Annotated in this window: 18 protein-coding genes; 3 read left to right on the forward strand and 15 right to left on the reverse strand. The window is 34.6% G+C overall.

What is annotated here, in order from left to right:
* Nucleotides 1–132: 132 nt before the first annotated feature.
* Both ACHRWY_RS13385 and ACHRWY_RS13390 read left to right on the forward strand, forming a co-directional pair.
* The gene (locus ACHRWY_RS13385) at nt 133–1,083 is read left to right on the forward strand and encodes a GNAT family N-acetyltransferase (RefSeq protein ID WP_395355258.1); all 951 of its coding nucleotides are present in this window, start codon (nt 133–135) and stop codon (nt 1,081–1,083) included.
* A gap of 85 nt (nt 1,084–1,168) precedes the next feature.
* Complete coding sequence (locus tag ACHRWY_RS13390) at nt 1,169–1,492, forward strand: cupin domain-containing protein (RefSeq protein ID WP_395355260.1); 324 nt, start codon at nt 1,169–1,171, stop codon at nt 1,490–1,492.
* A gap of 81 nt (nt 1,493–1,573) precedes the next feature.
* On the opposite strand, the gene ACHRWY_RS13395 is transcribed toward ACHRWY_RS13390, so the two are convergent.
* The 7 genes from ACHRWY_RS13395 to ACHRWY_RS13425 form a co-directional block, all read right to left on the reverse strand.
* Nucleotides 1,574–2,773, reverse strand: coding sequence for an NAD(P)/FAD-dependent oxidoreductase (locus ACHRWY_RS13395; RefSeq protein WP_395355261.1), 1,200 nt, complete (start codon nt 2,771–2,773; stop codon nt 1,574–1,576).
* A complete protein-coding gene (locus ACHRWY_RS13400) occupies nt 2,770–3,258 on the reverse strand; it encodes a low affinity iron permease family protein (RefSeq protein ID WP_395355263.1) in 489 nt (162 codons plus the stop codon). Before ACHRWY_RS13400 ends, ACHRWY_RS13395 begins: the two co-directional genes overlap by 4 nt.
* Before the next feature lie 14 nt (nt 3,259–3,272).
* Nucleotides 3,273–6,083: an AsmA family protein gene (locus ACHRWY_RS13405; RefSeq protein ID WP_395355266.1), complete on the reverse strand. Its 2,811-nt coding sequence runs from the start codon at nt 6,081–6,083 to the stop codon at nt 3,273–3,275.
* Between the two features lie 167 nt (nt 6,084–6,250).
* Nucleotides 6,251–7,102 (reverse strand): MlaD family protein, encoded by an 852-nt coding sequence (locus tag ACHRWY_RS13410; RefSeq protein WP_395355268.1) that lies wholly within the window; start codon nt 7,100–7,102, stop codon nt 6,251–6,253.
* Nucleotides 7,103–7,128: 26 nt separating this feature from the next.
* Nucleotides 7,129–7,908, reverse strand: coding sequence for an ABC transporter ATP-binding protein (locus tag ACHRWY_RS13415; protein ID WP_395355270.1), 780 nt, complete (start codon nt 7,906–7,908; stop codon nt 7,129–7,131).
* A 1-nt stretch (nt 7,909) separates the two neighbouring features.
* Nucleotides 7,910–8,668 carry an MlaE family ABC transporter permease gene (locus ACHRWY_RS13420; RefSeq protein ID WP_395355271.1) on the reverse strand — a complete coding sequence of 253 codons (759 nt, stop codon included), beginning with the start codon at nt 8,666–8,668 and terminating at the stop codon, nt 7,910–7,912.
* Nucleotides 8,669–8,940: 272 nt separating this feature from the next.
* The gene (locus ACHRWY_RS13425; protein WP_395355272.1) at nt 8,941–11,214 is read right to left on the reverse strand and encodes a glycosyltransferase; all 2,274 of its coding nucleotides are present in this window, start codon (nt 11,212–11,214) and stop codon (nt 8,941–8,943) included.
* Nucleotides 11,215–11,566: 352 nt separating this feature from the next.
* Between ACHRWY_RS13425 and ACHRWY_RS13430 the strand changes: the two genes are divergently transcribed.
* Entirely contained in the window at nt 11,567–11,728 is a 162-nt protein-coding gene (locus tag ACHRWY_RS13430; protein WP_395355274.1) for a DUF1328 family protein, read from the forward strand.
* Nucleotides 11,729–11,970: 242 nt separating this feature from the next.
* On the opposite strand, the gene ACHRWY_RS13435 is transcribed toward ACHRWY_RS13430, so the two are convergent.
* From ACHRWY_RS13435 to ACHRWY_RS13470, 8 genes are all read right to left on the reverse strand, one after another.
* Nucleotides 11,971–12,435 (reverse strand): DUF1440 domain-containing protein, encoded by a 465-nt coding sequence (locus ACHRWY_RS13435; RefSeq protein WP_395355276.1) that lies wholly within the window; start codon nt 12,433–12,435, stop codon nt 11,971–11,973.
* 4 nt (nt 12,436–12,439) lie between these two features.
* Complete coding sequence (locus ACHRWY_RS13440) at nt 12,440–12,946, reverse strand: DinB family protein (RefSeq protein ID WP_395355278.1); 507 nt, start codon at nt 12,944–12,946, stop codon at nt 12,440–12,442.
* Between the two features lie 23 nt (nt 12,947–12,969).
* Nucleotides 12,970–13,347: a VOC family protein gene (locus tag ACHRWY_RS13445; protein ID WP_395355279.1), complete on the reverse strand. Its 378-nt coding sequence runs from the start codon at nt 13,345–13,347 to the stop codon at nt 12,970–12,972.
* Between the two features lie 313 nt (nt 13,348–13,660).
* Nucleotides 13,661–14,041, reverse strand: a complete 381-nt coding sequence (locus tag ACHRWY_RS13450; protein ID WP_395355281.1) for a DoxX family protein — start codon at nt 14,039–14,041, stop codon at nt 13,661–13,663.
* A 321-nt stretch (nt 14,042–14,362) separates the two neighbouring features.
* On the reverse strand, nt 14,363–15,097 hold the full coding sequence (locus ACHRWY_RS13455) for a GNAT family N-acetyltransferase (RefSeq protein WP_395355282.1): 735 nt from the start codon (nt 15,095–15,097) through the stop codon (nt 14,363–14,365).
* A gap of 71 nt (nt 15,098–15,168) precedes the next feature.
* The gene (locus ACHRWY_RS13460) at nt 15,169–15,774 is read right to left on the reverse strand and encodes a Crp/Fnr family transcriptional regulator (protein ID WP_395355284.1); all 606 of its coding nucleotides are present in this window, start codon (nt 15,772–15,774) and stop codon (nt 15,169–15,171) included.
* A 122-nt stretch (nt 15,775–15,896) separates the two neighbouring features.
* Complete coding sequence (locus tag ACHRWY_RS13465; protein WP_395355285.1) at nt 15,897–16,346, reverse strand: hypothetical protein; 450 nt, start codon at nt 16,344–16,346, stop codon at nt 15,897–15,899.
* Between the two features lie 170 nt (nt 16,347–16,516).
* Nucleotides 16,517–17,935 carry a TolC family protein gene (locus ACHRWY_RS13470; RefSeq protein ID WP_395355287.1) on the reverse strand — a complete coding sequence of 473 codons (1,419 nt, stop codon included), beginning with the start codon at nt 17,933–17,935 and terminating at the stop codon, nt 16,517–16,519.
* Between the last annotated feature and the right edge of the window lie 70 nt (nt 17,936–18,005).

Consider the following 18,005-nt stretch of genomic DNA (forward strand, 5'->3'; position numbering starts at 1 on the left):
AAGAATAAAAAGGATACTCATAGGATCAAACCTCTGAACCTTTGCAGCTTTGTATCTTTGAACCTAAAATTTATTTGACTGCAAATGAATTTTTAATTACATTTGCATAACTAGTTATGTAATTAATTATATATGGAATTTTTTAATAAAGTAGGTAAGGTGGCTTTGGGAAGCCGTTTACGTTTAATGACAGCGATTATTACAGATGATGCTGCAAAAATATACGAATCCTATGGTATGAATTTTTTGCCAAAGTGGTTTCCGGTATTTTATACGCTTATGGAAGAAAAAGAGATGACGATTACGGAAATTGCCAATGAAATTGGTCATTCGCAGCCCTCTGTAAGCAAAATTGTTCAGGAGATGATCGCAGCCGGATTGGTGGAGGAAAGCCTGAAAAGCAATGATAAACGCAGAAATATTGTCGATTTATCGGTTAAGGGAAATGAATTCTCAAAAGAATTAAAACTACAATTAAAAGATGTTGAAGCTGCCGTTGATGGTTTAATAACAGAATCAAGTCATAACTTATGGGCAGCGCTCGAAGAGTGGGAATTTCTCTTAGAACAAAAGTCATTGTTTAAAAGAGTAAATGAACAAAAGAAAAAACGCGAAAGCCAAAACGTAAAAATTATACCGTTTGAACCTCAATATCTGGACGCTTTTAAGGCCCTGAATATAGAATGGATTTCAACCTATTTCGAAATGGAAGAAGCTGATTATAAAGCCTTAGACAACCCACAGGAATATATTTTGGACAAAGGCGGTAAAATTTTCGTGGCTTTATATCAAAATGAACCTGTTGGCGTGTGTGCGCTGATCAAAATGAAGGATTCCGATTATGATTTTGAAATGGCAAAAATGGCAGTTTCGCCTAAAGCACAAGGCAAAAATATTGGTTTTTTATTAGGGCAGGCTATTATAAACAGTGCAAAAGAAGAAGGTGCCCATAAAATATACCTGGAAAGTAATACGATCTTAAAGCCGGCCATTAACTTGTATCATAAACTAGGTTTCCAAAAAGTTTTTGGTTTGGCGACACCGTATAAGCGTTGTAATATTCAGATGGAGTTAAATATTTAATTAAAGTGGCTAAGTTGCTAAGATTCTGAGATGCTAAGTAAAACTCAGAATCTTAGCAACTCAGTAACTTAGAACCTCAAAAAAAATGAAAAACATTGTAAAAAAAGAAAATGCTGTTTCAAGACAGTTTTTAGGAGTTGATTTTGTTGTGCTTTCGATAGGGAAAGATTCGATGGTAACAAAAATGCTGTACAAATTGACAGATAACGTTCCGTTTCATCAGCATCCAAACGAGCAAAGTGGTTATGTAATATCAGGTAAATACAACTTAAAATTTGGAGGAGAAGAATATTTATTATCAGAAGGAGATACGTATTCGATTCCTGCCAATATTGAGCATTCTATCGAAATCATCGAAGCGGGAGAAGTTGTGGATGTGTTTACGCCTATACGACAGGATTATTTGTAGTCTTAGTGACTAAGGTTCTGAGTTGCTAAGCTGCTAAGAAAAAACTTAGAAACTTAGCAACTCAGCGACTTAGAAGTTTAGTTAACGCCCAAACCTATAGTACTCTAAATCCTGATTCTTTTTATTGTTAATAGAATCTAAAATAGAGTTCATTCCAATAACGCTGAAAGTGATCCCGTTTCCTCCGAAACCCAGTACATAATGCTCATTTTTTTCCGGATTTGGTTTTCCAAAATAAGGTAAGGCATCTTTTGTTTCTCCAAAAGTTCCTGCCCAGGAATAATCTGGTTTGAAATCAATTTTAGGAAATTTTTTGTGAAAGTGCCTTAGCAGAAATTGTTCTTTCTTAGGTAATAATTTATCGCGTTTTTTAGGATCTTTAAATTCTTCGTCTCCGCCCCCTGCAATAATACGATTATCTCCGGTTGCTCTAAAATACAGATACGGAGAGGAAGTATCCCAAAAAATGGCATTTTTAAAACCGGCCGGTAAATGGGGTAAACTTTCAGAAGTAATTACATAAGTACTTTTTAGATCCACCACTTTTTCGGCCAGTGTTTCAGTGCTTTCATAACCCGTGCAATGAATAACATGATCGGCTGTAATGGTAAACTTATTTTCGGTATGCGCAATGCATTTTCCTTTTTGATGCTGAATAGCCGTAATATTAGTGCGGTCCAGAATTTGCATTCCTTTTTTTTGACAATAAACCAGCAAATCATTAGCGAGCCTAAACGGATCCATAACGGCAGCTGTAGTAGATTCTATTGCTGCAACGGCATTTAAGCCCATTTTTTCGAGATCCCATCTTTCCAGCCAGTTGACATCAAATCCGTGTTCTTTCCTGCATTTAAATTCATTGCGCAAAAACGGGATGTCTTTTTTTACTGACGTAAAATAGATACTTTTTTTAAACTCAAACTGACAATCACTTTTTATGGTATCAATAATGGTGCGCAAATCAAAAATGGCTTTTTTTCCGTTTGTATAACTGTTAACGGCACATTCTTCTCCTCTTATTTTGATGAGTTCGTGGAGTGAAATATCAATTTCGTATTGAAGTAAGGCGGTACTGGCCGCAGTGCTTCCGTTGCAGACATCGCGACGATCCACGAGTATTATTTTTTTGCCTTCGGTAATTAATTTGTAAGCCATTAATGCGCCTGTTATGCCGCCGCCAATAATCAGAATAGCAGTTGTTAGATCTGAACTGATAGACGGATAACTGTTTTTCATGGCATTCTTTAATGGCCAGAAAGTTTCGGTAGAGCGTAGTTTCATTTTTTTGTGATATTTCTGGTACGGGATTTAGTTCTGTTTTTGTCTTTGCGTTCGTGTTGTTCGTCTGCTTCTGCGATAGAATGTGACGTTCTTATGCTTTCATCTTTTTTGGCCAGTTCACTAAGCCTGTGATAGTATTTTTGTACGATAATCATTTCCTCTTCGGTCATACTTTCAATGTCGACTAGACTATTGCTGGAGTATTCATTGGAAGCAACTAACTCATTTAATTTTAGCTGGATAGCTAATGAATCTTTATTTTGCGCTTTCTGAATCAAAAAAACCATCAGGAAAGTGATGATTGTAGTTCCGGTATTGATGACCAACTGCCATGTTTCGGAGTATTTAAAAATTGGACCTGAAACTGCCCAGGCCACAACAATTAAAAAAGCACCAATAAAAGCAGTTGTGCTTCCTGCAGCTTTAGAAACTTTAGTAGCAAATTTTTCAAAAGCACTACTTTTATTTTGATTTTTTGTTTTCATTTGAACTTCATTTATTATTTACTTACTTTTTCTTCACGAATGACCTTATTGTGAACTTCGTCGTAGATGGCGTCGTTTATTTTTTTACCTGTTTTACTAAATACTTTAATTTTTGGATCCTGATGGGTACCGGTTATCACAATTGGAATTCCAATCAGACCAAACGGCGGAAGCCCCAGTCGCATTCGTAAATCCAGCAATCCGTCAAAACTTGTTGTTCCTTTTACCGTTGGTCTAAAAGAGGCTACGCTAAAAGTAAAAGGCTCGATATGAATTAAATTATTATTGACATTCGACTTAATTTCAATTCCTTTCATATCAGGGTTATCGAGCCCTTTTTGTCCGGTTTTAGAACTGATTCCGTCAAATAATTTTAAACCTTTTATTTGTACATCACGTAAATTTAAAGTCCCGCCACCTTCAAGAGATTCATAAATAGGGCCCATATTTCCGTTTAGATCTCCTTTGATTTTATAGTCGACAGAGATAATTCCTTGTGCTTTTTCGGCTACAGTGACCATATCATGAAACATCGGAATTTCTTTGTAGGCTCTTTGTACACTAAAATCTTTAGCCGTAAAATGGGCATCAAAATGTGCAGAAGTTGGGTTTTCATCTTTGTATGAAGCATTAATTCCCAAAATGCAATCAATGATATTAAAAGTGGCATTTTCTAAATAAAAACCACTTTTGGCAATCCCTACTTTTCCGGAAAGTTTGTTTAAGACCAATCCGTTATATTCTACTTTATCTGCATTTGCATTAAGAGTAACATTTAAATTTTTGGGTACAATCACAACACCACTCATTTTAGGATGATCTTCTTTGGCATATTCTACTTCAATATTCCGATCTGTGTTTTCTCCTTTTTTAAGCGCCATAAATTCATCCACATTAATCAGTTTGGATTTCATGTTGAAGTTTCCGCTCAGTGTTCCGTGTGATTCCAGAAAATAATTAATCGTATTCAGCAAATAGCCATTAATATCAAAATCTGATTTTCCATAAGAAGCATTGAATTTTTCAAACCACATTTTTTCATTTTGAAATCGAAAATTTCCCTGTTTGATAAAAAAAGCTTTCGGAAATAACTCTGATGTGGCTTTGATGTTTTTCAATACAAGAGTACCCCGATTATCCAGTTTATTATATTGTCCGGTAGTGGCATAACTTTGTTTTCCTTTAAGCGAAAGATCTGCTTTGGCGTACCCTGTAACATCGAGCCCTTTTTTCGAGAAAACCTGATAAATTCGCCCAACATTAAGTTCGCCTTTAATTTTGGCATTATAAGCCAAATCGCCAAAGTCTGAAAGTGTAGCATTTACATACATTGGATTGCCTTCAAAAACAAAAGAGGCAGGAGCAACAGCAACAATTAAATCCTGATACGTTCCCGCTTTATTGAGTACATTCGCGATAAACGTAATATTAGTAATGGGGTTGGGATACGAGTCTGTTTTAAACCAGCCTTCCCGAAGTGAAATTCCGCCACTAGTTTTAGGAAACAATTTTTTAGAAGTACTAAAAATACCTTTTGCCTGAATGTTTGTTTTTAAAATTCCTTTTATATCAATGGTATTTAAGCCTAAAGCGGCGTCAACTGTTGCGAGATCTAATGCGCCTTTTACACTCGCATCGACCGTCATTTCGTTAAAGCCTTTACTGCGTAAATAAGCTGTGAAATAATCTTTTTCGCCTACTTTAAATTTAAAAGTTTCCAGGTTAATCAAAAGTTTTTCAACATCAAGTGAAGGCAAAACAGCACTCAGGTTCATTTGAAAATCGGTTAACGGAGCAGGGGCATTTTGATAATTTATGGCACCTTCCTTAATTTTTAGATTAAAAGCTAAATCCGGTTTTTGCTTTTTGGCAACATTATAATTTCCTCTAAAAGTAAAAAGTAAATCACTTTTGCCTGAAATTTCAGTTTCATCCATCCAGGTTAAATATTCCGGTGGCATCACTGAGAACAAGTCTTTTAAAGTAGTATTTGTTGATGCAGCCTTGATGTTGATCTTGTACCCATCTCTTAAAATCGTAAATAAACCGGTAAATTCCAGAGGTAATTTATTGATTTTTAATTCGTTTTTCTGAAGTATAAACGAAAGGGCATGTGTGTTGATTCTGGTAATTAAATCAGCACGCACTTCTTTTTTTCTAAGGTAAGCCGTTCTGTCGTAATAAAAATCGACATTATCAATTCGGGCGTCGGTATTTAAATCAAAAATATCTTCGCTTAAATTTCCTTTTCCAATATAATTAAAACCTTTTGCATCTACCAGAACCTTAGCGGAGCGGTCATTATATTTTACATGACAATCTTCCAGATCAATTCGTTCCAGTCTAATGGCAGTACCTTCATCAGGAGCATTCGGATCGTTTGGTTTTTCGTCACGATCTTCAGGAGCAATATAAATATTGTAGTTGGCCTGTCCTTGTTGGTTTACCATAATATTTATTAAGGCCTTGGAAACATACAGCTTATTGATTTTTACTTCATTATCAAAAATTAACCTCTTTAAGTTGATTCCAAACGCTACCTGATCTGCTTTTAGTAAAGTGTCGTTTCGGAAAGGTGCTGATCCCGTAAGGGAAATATCATCAAGAGAAACAGTTAAGGACGGAAAATGGGTAAAAAAGGACAATCTGGATTTCTTAAAGTCTAATTTTGTGTCTAAGCGCTCATTGGCAATTTTTTTAACTTCGGCTGCTACGGTTCCCGGAAAAAGCAACGGTATTAAAAACAATAATAGCAAGAGACTTGCTATTACTATTCCTGTGATTTTTAAAATTTTCAGGCTTATATTTTTATACGAAGTTTTCATAATTATCTTATTTAGTCCATGATATTCTGTTGTATTATGTTTTAATACGCACAATCATAGAATTTTAAATCCGAAAAAAAATGCTTACTTGATTCATACACAATATTGCTTTTATAATATACCCTGTATGTTGCTATGTATTGACATTATTTTTTCCGGCATTTTTATTATTGTTTTTTATCAGCGGCTTTTTTAGCATCTTCTTCTTTTTGTTTAGCCTGTTTTTCTTTTTCTTCTTTGGCTTTTTCAGCCTTTTCCTTTTCGGCTTTTTCTTTCTCTTCTTTGGCTTTTTCGGCTTTTTTCTGCTCTTCTTCCTTTTTTTCCTGTAATTCTTCTTTTTTCTTTTCTTTTTCTTTCGCTTTTTTCTTGTAATACCCTTTAAACAAAAAGTTGCTTTTTGCAGCTTCCATATTTTCACTAAAGCCTTTGGTACCGGATTCCAGATTCGAAAGTGTGTTCGAAACGCTATTGGCCATTTTATCATCCCGTACCAATCTGGCCAGGGCACCATTTCCATTATTCATGCTATGGCTAAATATGGCAAGTTCATCAGAGATTACACCCACATTATCAACGCTTTTTTTGACGCTTTTCATGATGTCATTCATTTCGATTCCGTTAACAGAAGCAATGACGCCATTATTTTCTACTACTTTTGTAGACTTGGCACCTGGAGAAATAGTCAGTACTTTGTCGCCCATTAATCCGTCAGAACCAATACTGGCACGCGCATCTGTTTTAATAAATTTGCGAACTTCATCTTTTATCACCATTGAAACCACTACAGAAGAATCATTTATAAGCCTGATTTCTTCTACTGTTCCGATATTAATTCCTGAAAAACGAACATTATTACCCACTTCTAAACCACTAACGGTTTTAAACTGCGATGTGATGTTGAATGTTGAACCAAAGAGGTTCTTTTGTTTTCCGATAAAGTAAATCGCCATTATAAAAAGCAATAAACCTATTGTTACAAACATTCCTAATTTCCAAGTATATCCAGATTGCTTATCCATGATTTCTAATTATTTATTTTTTAGTGTTATTGAAAAAAAGAGCGAACCCATTCGTCTTCATCTTTCTCCAGTTCTTCGTATGTTCCTTCTGCGTGTATTACTCCGTCTTTCAAAACCATAATGCGGTCGGCAGTTAGTTTTGCGCAAGCCATATCGTGTGTAATAATGATCGAAGTCGTTTTGCGTTTATGTTTGATATCGAGAATTAATTCGCTTATTTCCCTTGATGTTATCGTATCTAATCCTGTGGTGGGTTCATCATATAAAATAATCTCCGGTTTTAAGATTAAAGTTCTCGCGAGGCCAATTCTCTTTTGCATTCCGCCTGACAATTCAGAAGGCATTTTGTCAATAGCATCACTTAATCCTACATTGTCCAGTGCTTCCTTTACTTCGTTTTCTACTTCTTCAGCAGTTAGGTCTCTTTTGTGTTTTTTTAAGGTAAAAGCTAAATTCTCCCGCACCGACATTGAATCATATAAGGCTCCACTTTGGAATAAAAATCCAATTCTGACCCTGATTTCATTGAGTTCCGGTTTGGTGAGATTTAATACATTTTCATTAAAAACTTTTATTTCGCCCTTATCCGGTTCAATTAAGCCTACAATACATTTTATGGTAACTGATTTTCCGGATCCTGAACGTCCCAAAATCACTAAATCTTCTCCTTTGTTTACGGTTAGATTTACACCTTTCAGAATCTGATTGTCTTTACCAAAGGTTTTATGCAAATCTTTGATCTCGATAATGGGAGTTTTATCTGCCGCTTTTGGTTTAGTCTCTTTATGTTGTGTTTCTTTAATCATCTTAAAAAAATAAATCGGTTATCTGAACAGCGACCATATCAATGATAAAAATGCTTAGCGAAGCCGTTACAACAGCTGAATTTGCAGCTCTGCCCACACTTTCGGTTCCATTTGAGGCATTAAAACCTTTATAACATCCTATCATTCCGATAAAAAATCCGAAGAAGAAGGTTTTAACTGTTGCAGGAATTAAATCCAGGAATTCAAGTGATTGTAAAATCTGGGTGAGATAACGGTAAAAATTTACGTCACCGTGAATGTTAATACCAACATAGCCGCCAATGATGCCGATTGCATCTGCAAAAAATACTAAGATAGGCACCATTAAAGTACAGGCTAAAATTCGGGTTACCACCAGATAGTTATAAGGATTAATAGCCGAAACTTCCATGGCATCAATTTGTTCCGTTACTTTCATAGAACCTAATTCGGCACCAATTCCCGATGAAATTTTTCCGGCACAAATCAAAGCTGTAATAACCGGAGCAATTTCCCTTATTAAAGAAAGTGCCACCATTCCGGGTAACCACGATTCAGCTCCAAATTTTACCAAAGTTGGCCTTGACTGAAGCGTAAGGACCAATCCCATAATAAAACCGGTGATAGCCACCAGCGGTAATGATTTATAACCAATGATATAACATTGTTTCAAAAACTCTTTTGCTTCATAAGGCGGTACAAAAACCTCCTTAAAAAACTGTTTTGCAAACATTGTTGCATTTCCTATTTCGGTAAATGTATTTTTTAAAGTAAGAATCAAAATACTATGTTTTAAGTTATGTCGAAAGCTTCAAAACCAATTGTTTAATAAGCAGAAGTACCTGCTGTTTATCAAGTATTAAAATTAGTTGAGAACTCCACAAAAATTCTTACACAACTTTTTTTCAAGTTTATATAATTAACATAATCGAACACAATAATTAAAATAAAGTGACGTTATGCGAAAACTGTTAAAAACAAAAAATCCCTTCGTTAAAAAGGGATTTTCTGGGTTTAATAGCAATTTTGGTCAGTATTAAAAGGTATAATGTATTACGAATTTATCGCGACATCTGTTTGTGTTTTGATTAACGGAATCACTTTAGTTTCTGATAATTTCAGGTTTTCCATGATTAATCGGGCAGTTAAGTAGCATACTGTTGATTCAGCACCCTGGTTTAAGTTGACGTTTTCTTTTTCAAGTCCGTCATAACCGCCTCCGCTTACCGGATTGTACATAATTTGGTTCAAATGGTTTTTACCTAAGAACCAGTTAAAAGCAGTTTTCATTTTCTGTTTATATTCCGGAATATTAAAAGCTTTATAAAAAGAGTTTAAGGTCTGGATAGTATACGCCACATCAATAGGCTGTTCTCCGTATTCTTTTGGTTCAGAATCTCTGTGCAGCCAACCGTTATTAGAAATTACTTTGAAGCTGTTTTTATCGGTAAACATTTTTGACATTAAAAAGTCTAGTGAGTCCAACGCTACCTTTTTATAGATTGGTTTATTGGTAACCAGATAAGCGTAAAGCATAGATTCCGGTAAAACCCCATTTCCGTACGTCATATAATTTTCAAACCATTTCCAGTCGCTTGAAGCATGAATCTCATAATTCGAAAGCAATTTTGCATTCAGTTTATTGATAATTGCCGCCACGTATAAGTTAGGAATAGTCGTGTGATACAAATAAAGCCCTTTGGTTGCAAAACCGATAGAACGTGGAGACTGAATGTTTTCTGCCCATTTTAATGAGTTTAAAAAACATTTTGCCGCTTTTTTAGAAATGGCCTCAGGAAGAATATCTGAAATTGAAACAACTGTTCCCAAAGCCCAGATACCTCTGGCATTTGAATCTTCTAAGTTAACTTCGGCATTTTGCTCGATATGTTCTCTGTTTTCCTGATCGACATAATTGATGAAGTCCCCTTTTGGTTTTTGGCAACGCTCGATAAAATCCAGGTAAATTAAAATATAAGGCAAATCATCTTTGTCCTGAGTTAGTTTGTAATGCATACAAAAAGCAATCAGTGCGCGGGCATTATCATCTAAAGTATAACCCGAATCCAGATCCGGAATCGAAATTTTACTGAATTGGATAATTCCTAAATCGGTAGTTAGTTTTTTGATATGTCTCAATTGAATATCAGGATAACTGAATTTTATTTCAGCCGGATTATCAATTAGGTTTTTGTAGGTATTCATGTGCGTAATGGCTACATTTTCCCAGGAAGAAGCACGCGTTTTGGTAAAAGCGTTAATTCCCATTTCCTGTCTCAACTGATCATCAGATAGTAATCTGATAGTTTGTTCAGCAAACTGATCTACATCTCCAATGTCTACCAATACTCCGGCGTCTGAAGTTAGTACTTCAAGTGTATGCGGAATTTTTGATGCAACGATAGGGCAGGCACAACTCATTGCGTACGAAAAAGTGCCGCTTACTGCCTGGTTGGGATCTTTTGAGGTAAACAGGTAAATATCGGTAGCCTTTAAATAGTCTAAAAGCTCATCAGTATCCAGATATTGATTGATAAAACGTACATTGTTTTGCAGATTTAAATCTTCGACAATGCCTTCTAATTTATCGCGGTAAGCATCAACACCATCAATGATTAAATTAGGATGTGTTTTGCCAATGATCAAATACAGAATATTAGGATCTTTTTCAATAATTTTTGGCAAGGCCTGTAATCCTGTTTCAATATTTTTTCCTTCACCTAAAAGCCCAAAAGTCGAAAGGACCTTTCTGTCCTGAATATCGAACTTTTGTTTTGCCTGATCAGGAGTTTCGTAAATAACAATGTGAGTTCCGTGTGGTACGCAAGTAATAATATCTTCTTCAATATCATAATCTCTCATCAAAATTTCTTTTGACTGGTTCGTCATTACAAAAACAGAATTACTGTACGAAAGCAATAGTTTTACAAAGGTTTTCAGTTCTTTATTCGGATTTGGAATAACGCTGTGAAAAGTATAGGTCAATGGTTTTTTAACCGCATTTAAAAAGTCTAATAGGTAATCGCCATAATTACCTCCAAATAAACCAAATTCGTGCTGAATATGGATTAGTTTTACTGCTTTGTCCTTATTAATCTGCTCGGCAACTTTTGTATACTCCTCTTTATCTTTTGTATTTAAGGTAAAAGCCTGTGTCGGATTTTCTTTTGGTTTATCAACCAATTCACAAATTTCACAAGTAATTGATTTACCAAATACATTAGTAATTCCTTTTATGGTATCCTGGGTATAAGTTGCTATGCCGCATTGTGTCGGGGGGAAAGTAGATAGAAAAACTATTTTTGATTTATTTGATATCGTCTTCATGGGGATTCTGTTTTTAGTTCAGTTAATAAGTCGTTTTAGTTCAATGAGACTATTGTAATTTGCCATTATTATGCGTCATATTATATAGCTCTTAAAATTTTTATTAAAATTACTTTAAGGACAGAGGCAGTATTGATCCAATCGATCAAAAAATTGACTCAAAAGCATTTATGTGGGAATTTTGTAACAGAAATGAGGGAATTATAAAAGTAAGTCAAAAATCTGATTTATAGTCGATTGAGATAAAAAATTAACGTTTTGAGTTAAAGTGTTTTCTTTTGTTATTGGAACTTTGAGTAACAAACAAAGCAGACTTTGAAAAAGTCATATTATTAACTTAAATCTCAAGATTATGTTACGTTGGACAGTCACATTTATAATTCTGGCTATTATAGCGGGAATTTTTGGTTTTGGAGGTATTGCTGCCGGAGCCGCCAGTATTGCAAAAGTTTTATTCTTTATATTTATCGTACTATTTGTTATTTCATTAATAACCGGAAGAACAAAAGTTTAGCAAATTTTATTTAATAGGATACAGTCACAGTTTTTAGTTTTCAGTTTTTGCTGAGAATTAGGAACTGTGACTTTTTTTGTTTCAGGTTTGAAGTTTGAAGTTTCAGGTTTCAGGTTTGAAGTTTCAGGTTTCAGGTTTGAAGTTTCAGGTGTTGAAATATGGTTGAAAAACCAGGACTTTGTATGTTTGAGGTTGCAACTGCTTTGAAAACTATTACTGACTACTGGAAACGAAAATTTTTTTTAAATTCTGGAATAGTACTTTTTCGTAATAATGGCAATTGGAAGCCCAATACAAAACATCAAAATCAATATAGATAAGAGTAATGGAAAGTCTAAATGTTTTTCGGGCAGGACCGGAAATGCTATGGGCAATACAATTAAGTTCATGATAATCCATACAAAAATGCCATATAGAAACCCTGAAATAATAGTACTCTTTTTGAGAAAAGATAAATGTGGATAAATGATAAAATAGAACCAGGCAAAGCTAAGTGCTATTAAATAATGAAGTGCCAAACCGCACAAAGCCATTAACGAACCGCCACTATACGCCTCTTTTTTAAAAATCGCGCTTGCTATTGATTGCAAAATTTTTATTCCGCTCGTTTTTTCCAGAATAATAGCGTAAACAGTTATGGCGGCTACAATATCAAAAGTTCCGGCAATAAGTCCGGCAGATAAAATGGTTTTGGTTTTGGAATTCATGGGTTTAGTTTCTTAATGCTTTATAAATATTTTCTAGTTGATAAATATGTCTTTTTGTATGAACGACACAAAAACTAACCAGCTCGTAAATAGTTAAATGTCCAAAACCGGGCATTTCAAAATTCAGGCAGGTTAAGGTCAGATCGTAATTTTCTGCGATATCAAGCAGATCTTTTTCAATGTTTTGAATAGTAGCAAGAAGCAATTCTTTATCGTAATCTTTGACTTCCGGATAAATAAATTCAGGCGAATTCATCTTTGTACTTAAATCTAGAAAGATTTTATTCAATTCCGTAACTTTTGCTTCAGGGTTTTCAACCAATTTTTTGGTGTTACTGTCACATACTTGTTTGATACCGGAAGTGGCTTTAATTATATGTCTGGCGACTTGCCCTGATGTCCAGCTTCCTTCAAACGGAATTGCATTAATCTCGCTTTGTGTAAAAAGAGAAAGTGTTTGGTACAATTGTCTGAAAGTGCCCGCGATGGCTGTTTTAAGTTCGTTTCTCATAAGTACTCCATTTAAATTGTTCTTTATTTAGTTAAAGAAGTAATCCACCAGACATTTCCAAAAGAATCTGTTACACCGCAAACTCTGCCATAATCCTGATCATTTAATCCCATCAGGTTTGTCGCTCCATTTTCTAATGCTTTTTTGTAAGCTTCATCAGCATTAGGAACATAGACAAATAAATTGGCAGTTTGCTTAACCCAGTCTTTGGTTTCATCTGTCACCATAATAGTGCTTCCGTTCAGCAGGATTTCGGCATGCATAATGGTACCGTCTTTACGTAAAATAGGAGTATTGGAATCTTGGGCATCGAATACTTTTTTTGTGAAATCAATAAATTGTAATGCATCGTTCAAAATTAAATACGGCATTATCGTCTGATGTCCGGCTGGTAAATTCATTTTGTAAGATTTTAAGATTGATAGTCTTTCAAAATTACAATAATTTATTTTTAAAACTTTAAAAATCAGATATTTGTAAGCTAAATAAAAGGTTTAAAAAAGTACTTCGTAATGATAACCGTAGCATCAGTAAGTTCAATTGCCCTTTTGTTTGAAATAAAGGAGGCGTAAACCCGAAGAGTGTTGTCAGAATCCCTTAAATCAAAGTTGGTAATGCCAATAGGAAAATGCTCAGGAAGTTTTTCTACAATCTGTTTAGATGGCGGGACTTCCTGAACATTAGCTTTAAAAACTTATATCATTGTTAAAAAGTTTATAAGGCAATATTTTTATAACGTTCTATCTTATGGTAATAATGGTAAGAGATCGCCAGAATCACTAAAAAGATTAAAGGAAAAAAAGATTGAAAATGAACCCCGTCAACAGCAGAATGACTGATTGTGGCAAATATAAAATCGAAACCAAATCCGGCATAAGCCCATTCTTTTACATTCTTCGGAATCTGTGGAATCACCAATATCAAAACGCCCAGGATTTTAAAAACGACTAAGGCATTCCCAAAATATTCCGGATATCCCAAATGCCTGATTCCTTCTTTTGCCATTTCGGTTTGTGAAGTTAAGGCTGGCATAACGCCTTCAAATAAAAAAATAATAATGGTAGTAATCCAGAAAATAATTTTAGCTTTCTTCATAGGTTTGTTTTTAAAAGGTTATTGGTTAGTATATTACAAACTTACAAATGTTATTTTTTTATCTGATAGGTATTTACGACTATTTTAAGGTCATTTAGGACAAAGTGGGGATTTTAGGTTTTTAGATTTTTAGATTTTAAGATTTTAAGATTTTTTGAGTATAGAGTATAGAGTAGTATAGAGTATAGAGAAGCTTGGGTACAGTTTATCATCGACGCAGGAATGATCGCAGTGGAAATTCCGTATAGAAATTCACTATTATAAAAAATGCGTTTTTATTCGCGTTTTTGCGAAGCAAATCCGTGTCATGCGTGTGCCATACTACGTTTTCAAAATATAGTTCTTAATCACAAATAGGTCTTCAAAACCTAATCGGCTATAGATATCTTTTCCCATTGCGGAGGCTTGCAATAAGGCATATTCAGCCTTTAAATCTATAGCAAGATTAAGTGCAAATTTCATGATTTCTTCGGCGAAGCCTTTTTTGCGCATTTCAGGAATCACACCAACACCATGAATTCCGATAGTGTTACCGGTTTGAAAGAGCATAAATGTTCCGATGGGTTGATCTTCATGAGAAACCAAATAGAAGTGAACATTATTATGATTGTGAATCAGAATTTCTTTACTGATAACATAACCAAAAGCATTAGGATACAAATCTGACCAGGTTTTGGCATCTTGTTCGTTATCTGTTTTTTTAAAGCTAAGATGATGCTGTAATGTAAATTTTTGCTCTAATTTCAGTGCCATCGCAACTTGTTCGGTTTTTATCGCGAAATCATAAGCGTCGAGAATTTCATAAGATTGGGTTCCGAAGATATCCCAATACGGTAAAACCAAACCTGAATTAGATTGCATGGTTTTGATAATATCCGGTAAATCTTTTTTAGCAATATCGTTGCGAAGCCATAATTTATTGGGCCAGCCCGAATTTTCGATTTTGCAATATTCGAAAGTATTGTTTTTATGATAGGATAGGAATGGAGTTCCAACGGTTTTCCATAAACCGGTAAGATTGTTTATGTTTTCTTCGATTAAGTTTATATTTTTCATTTGATATTAATTATGAGAATATAAGGCAAAGTTAGCTTTAGCTTTTATAGGAAACCTTTACATAGGTTGATTTACAAATCTTTTTCAAGTGTTTTTCTAATGCGGCTTAGTTGGGTTGGTGTAATTCCTAAATGTGATGCAATATGAAGCAACGCAATTCTTTCAGAAATATCCGGATGTTTAGAAAGAAGATCAAGATATCTTTCAGTCGCATTTTCCATTATTATTGAGATTTCCCTTTGCTCTTTTTCGATGACCCAATTTCTCTCGAGATAAGCAATATAGAAGTTTTTTAAATCATCGTTTTGAAAAATCAATTCCCGGTACTTTTTATAACTGATAGTAATCAGAATAGAATCTTCGAGTCCTTCAATAGCAAAGTCAGAAGGGATTTGCTGTATTAAAGAAGCCGTTGAGCCTGCTAAATCTCCTTCGAGAAAAATATTTTTATTATAGCTATTTCCTTCGTTATCGGTTATAAAAGCCCGTAAAGCGCCTTTACAAATAAAGTAGATTTCTTTTGCAACCTGTCCGTTTCTTAAAAGTATTTCTGCTTTTTTGATCGATTGAAATGCAGCGATATTTTCGATTAATTGCCAGGAAGTTTCTGAAATAGGAGCGTAGCTTTCGAATTTTGATTTTAAGTCTTTAAGATATTGATCCTGGTCGATTGCCATTTTTGGGAATAATTAGATACCATCAAAAGTATTAATTATGATGGAATTGTCGTAAAAAAAACCGCTAAAACTTAAAAGCAGTTTAGCGGTTATAATTGGTATGATCTATTTCGTTTTAAAGTTTAGTCAGCATAATGATAAATACTTTTCTTAATTGTATTTTTTATTTTTTCAAGCGTTACTTCTGTCACACCGCCTTCATAATTCATAGTAATTGCTACTTTATCTTTAGTGATGTTATAATCAATTGAGATTAATCCGTTTTTATTTATTTCAACAGATTTATTCTCGCTTGGAATTGTAGCTAAATAAAACTCTGTTTCTTCTACTTCTTTATTTTTGATAATATTTTGATAGGTTTTCTCAAGATCTGTATTTCTTACGATACATTCTCTTCCGGCACCCATTTCTACTTCGATATCTTTACAATCTTCCTTTTCCTCTTTTTCTTTCTTTACAGTAAGACTGGTAGCTGCCGGTTTTTTTATTGGTTTTAATTCTTCCTCCGGATTGCTTTTTTTACAATTTGTAAATAGTAAAGCTAAAAGGGCAATGCATGCTGTTTTTTTCATGGTTTAAATGGATCGATTAAGGAGCTTAAAAATAATTTCAATCAAATGTAAAAAATAAATGCTAATAAATTGCTTGGGTGTGCCATGGTAATAGCATAAAAAAACGCTGCAAAACCTAAGTCTTGCAGCGTTTTCATCTCAAAAAATAAATAATTAACGGGTAACGGGTATTATTTCCAACCGCCGCCTAATGCACGATATAACTCGGTATTGGCAGAAAGTTGCTCTCTTTTTATATTGGCCAGTTCTAACTCGCTTTGCAATAAATTTGACTGTGCAGACAGCACCTCTAAATATTCAGCCATACCATTTTTGAATAATAAATTGGCATTTTTAATGGCTTGTTGTAACGTTTTTACGCGTTCTTTTAAAAATGATTCCTGTTGTTGTAGTTTTTCTACTTTTACCAAAGCATCAGATACTTCGCTAACCGCAACTAAAACCGATTGTCTGAAGCTTAAAACTGCTTTTTCTCTTTCGGCAACGGCAATATTATATTGCGTTCTTACCTTTTTATTGTTCAACAAAGGCTGAGTCAAACCTCCTGCAACAGTTCCGAATAACGAAGCCGGAATGTTGAACCAATTGCTGGTTTCGAATGAGTTTACTCCGCCCTGAGCGGTAATTTTGAGCGATGGATACAAGTCGGCTTTTGTGATTCCTACGTTTGCATTGGCCACTTTTAAAGCTAATTCAGCACTTTTTACGTCAGGTCTGCGGCTTACTAAAGAAGACGGAATTCCGATTGCATTGTTGTTCTTCACTTCAAGAACGCTTAAACGGGTAGTTCTGGTTTTTGAATTTGGAAAAGATCCTGTTAGAACACTTAAAGCATTTTCCTGAATGGCAATATTTTGTTCTAATTGCGGAATCAGTTGTGCCGAAACTAATTTCTGTGCTTCTGATTGCTGAATTGCTAAGGTAGTTACTTGTCCGGCATCGTATTTTAATTTGATAATATTGGTGGTACTATCGTTTAATTTTAGATTTTGTCTGGCAATTTCTAATTGCGCATCTAACATCAGAAGATTGTAATATCCTTTAGAAACATTGGCTACAATAGTAGTTTGCAATGCTTTTTTTACTTCTTCTGACTGAAGATATCCGGCATAAGCCCCTTTTTTCTGATTTTTAATTTTCCCCCAAATGTCTGCTTCCCATGAAAGTGTCGCTCCGGCAGAATAATCATCAATATGGTTTTGACCTAAAGCCTGGCTCAAATTCTTTCCTGTAAAACTATTGTCAGACGGATTGCTCGTACTGGCTGTCACATTCAGATTGACCTGAGGCACATTTCCCCATTTTGATTGTGTGAATCTGTATTGCGCAATTTCAATATTTTTAACAGCAATCTGTAAGTCATTATTTCGGGCTACAGCACTATCGATGAGCTGAATAATATCTTTTTCTGTGAAGAAATTTTTCCACTCCACATCAGCAATACTCGTAGTATCTTTTGAAACCGATGCATTCCTGAAATTTTCAGGAAATGCATCTTTTGGAGTTTCAATATCCTTCGAGACTTTACAGGATATTAAGGTCGTGATCAAAATGGCGACGATCACGATTTTGGTTATATGATTTTTCATTTTATAAGTTGTCATTAAATTTCTGTACAAGTATCTTTTCTGTTATCAAGATCTCTTGAGATTTTATAGG

Source organism: Flavobacterium sp. FlaQc-48 (genome assembly GCF_044007335.1).
Lineage (GTDB): Bacteria > Bacteroidota > Bacteroidia > Flavobacteriales > Flavobacteriaceae > Flavobacterium.

Coding starts and splice junctions, on each gene's coding strand:
- ACHRWY_RS13385 (WP_395355258.1), top strand. CDS start 133: ATGGAATTTTTTAATAAAGTAGGTAAGGTGGCTTTGGGAAGCCGTTTA.
- ACHRWY_RS13390 (WP_395355260.1), top strand. CDS start 1,169: ATGAAAAACATTGTAAAAAAAGAAAATGCTGTTTCAAGACAGTTTTTA.
- ACHRWY_RS13395 (WP_395355261.1), bottom strand. CDS start 2,773: ATGAAACTACGCTCTACCGAAACTTTCTGGCCATTAAAGAATGCCATG.
- ACHRWY_RS13400 (WP_395355263.1), bottom strand. CDS start 3,258: ATGAAAACAAAAAATCAAAATAAAAGTAGTGCTTTTGAAAAATTTGCT.
- ACHRWY_RS13405 (WP_395355266.1), bottom strand. CDS start 6,083: ATGAAAACTTCGTATAAAAATATAAGCCTGAAAATTTTAAAAATCACA.
- ACHRWY_RS13410 (WP_395355268.1), bottom strand. CDS start 7,102: ATGGATAAGCAATCTGGATATACTTGGAAATTAGGAATGTTTGTAACA.
- ACHRWY_RS13415 (WP_395355270.1), bottom strand. CDS start 7,908: ATGATTAAAGAAACACAACATAAAGAGACTAAACCAAAAGCGGCAGAT.
- ACHRWY_RS13425 (WP_395355272.1), bottom strand. CDS start 11,214: ATGAAGACGATATCAAATAAATCAAAAATAGTTTTTCTATCTACTTTC.
- ACHRWY_RS13430 (WP_395355274.1), top strand. CDS start 11,567: ATGTTACGTTGGACAGTCACATTTATAATTCTGGCTATTATAGCGGGA.
- ACHRWY_RS13435 (WP_395355276.1), bottom strand. CDS start 12,435: ATGAATTCCAAAACCAAAACCATTTTATCTGCCGGACTTATTGCCGGA.
- ACHRWY_RS13440 (WP_395355278.1), bottom strand. CDS start 12,946: ATGAGAAACGAACTTAAAACAGCCATCGCGGGCACTTTCAGACAATTG.
- ACHRWY_RS13445 (WP_395355279.1), bottom strand. CDS start 13,347: ATGAATTTACCAGCCGGACATCAGACGATAATGCCGTATTTAATTTTG.
- ACHRWY_RS13450 (WP_395355281.1), bottom strand. CDS start 14,041: ATGAAGAAAGCTAAAATTATTTTCTGGATTACTACCATTATTATTTTT.
- ACHRWY_RS13455 (WP_395355282.1), bottom strand. CDS start 15,097: ATGAAAAATATAAACTTAATCGAAGAAAACATAAACAATCTTACCGGT.
- ACHRWY_RS13460 (WP_395355284.1), bottom strand. CDS start 15,774: ATGGCAATCGACCAGGATCAATATCTTAAAGACTTAAAATCAAAATTC.
- ACHRWY_RS13465 (WP_395355285.1), bottom strand. CDS start 16,346: ATGAAAAAAACAGCATGCATTGCCCTTTTAGCTTTACTATTTACAAAT.
- ACHRWY_RS13470 (WP_395355287.1), bottom strand. CDS start 17,935: ATGAAAAATCATATAACCAAAATCGTGATCGTCGCCATTTTGATCACG.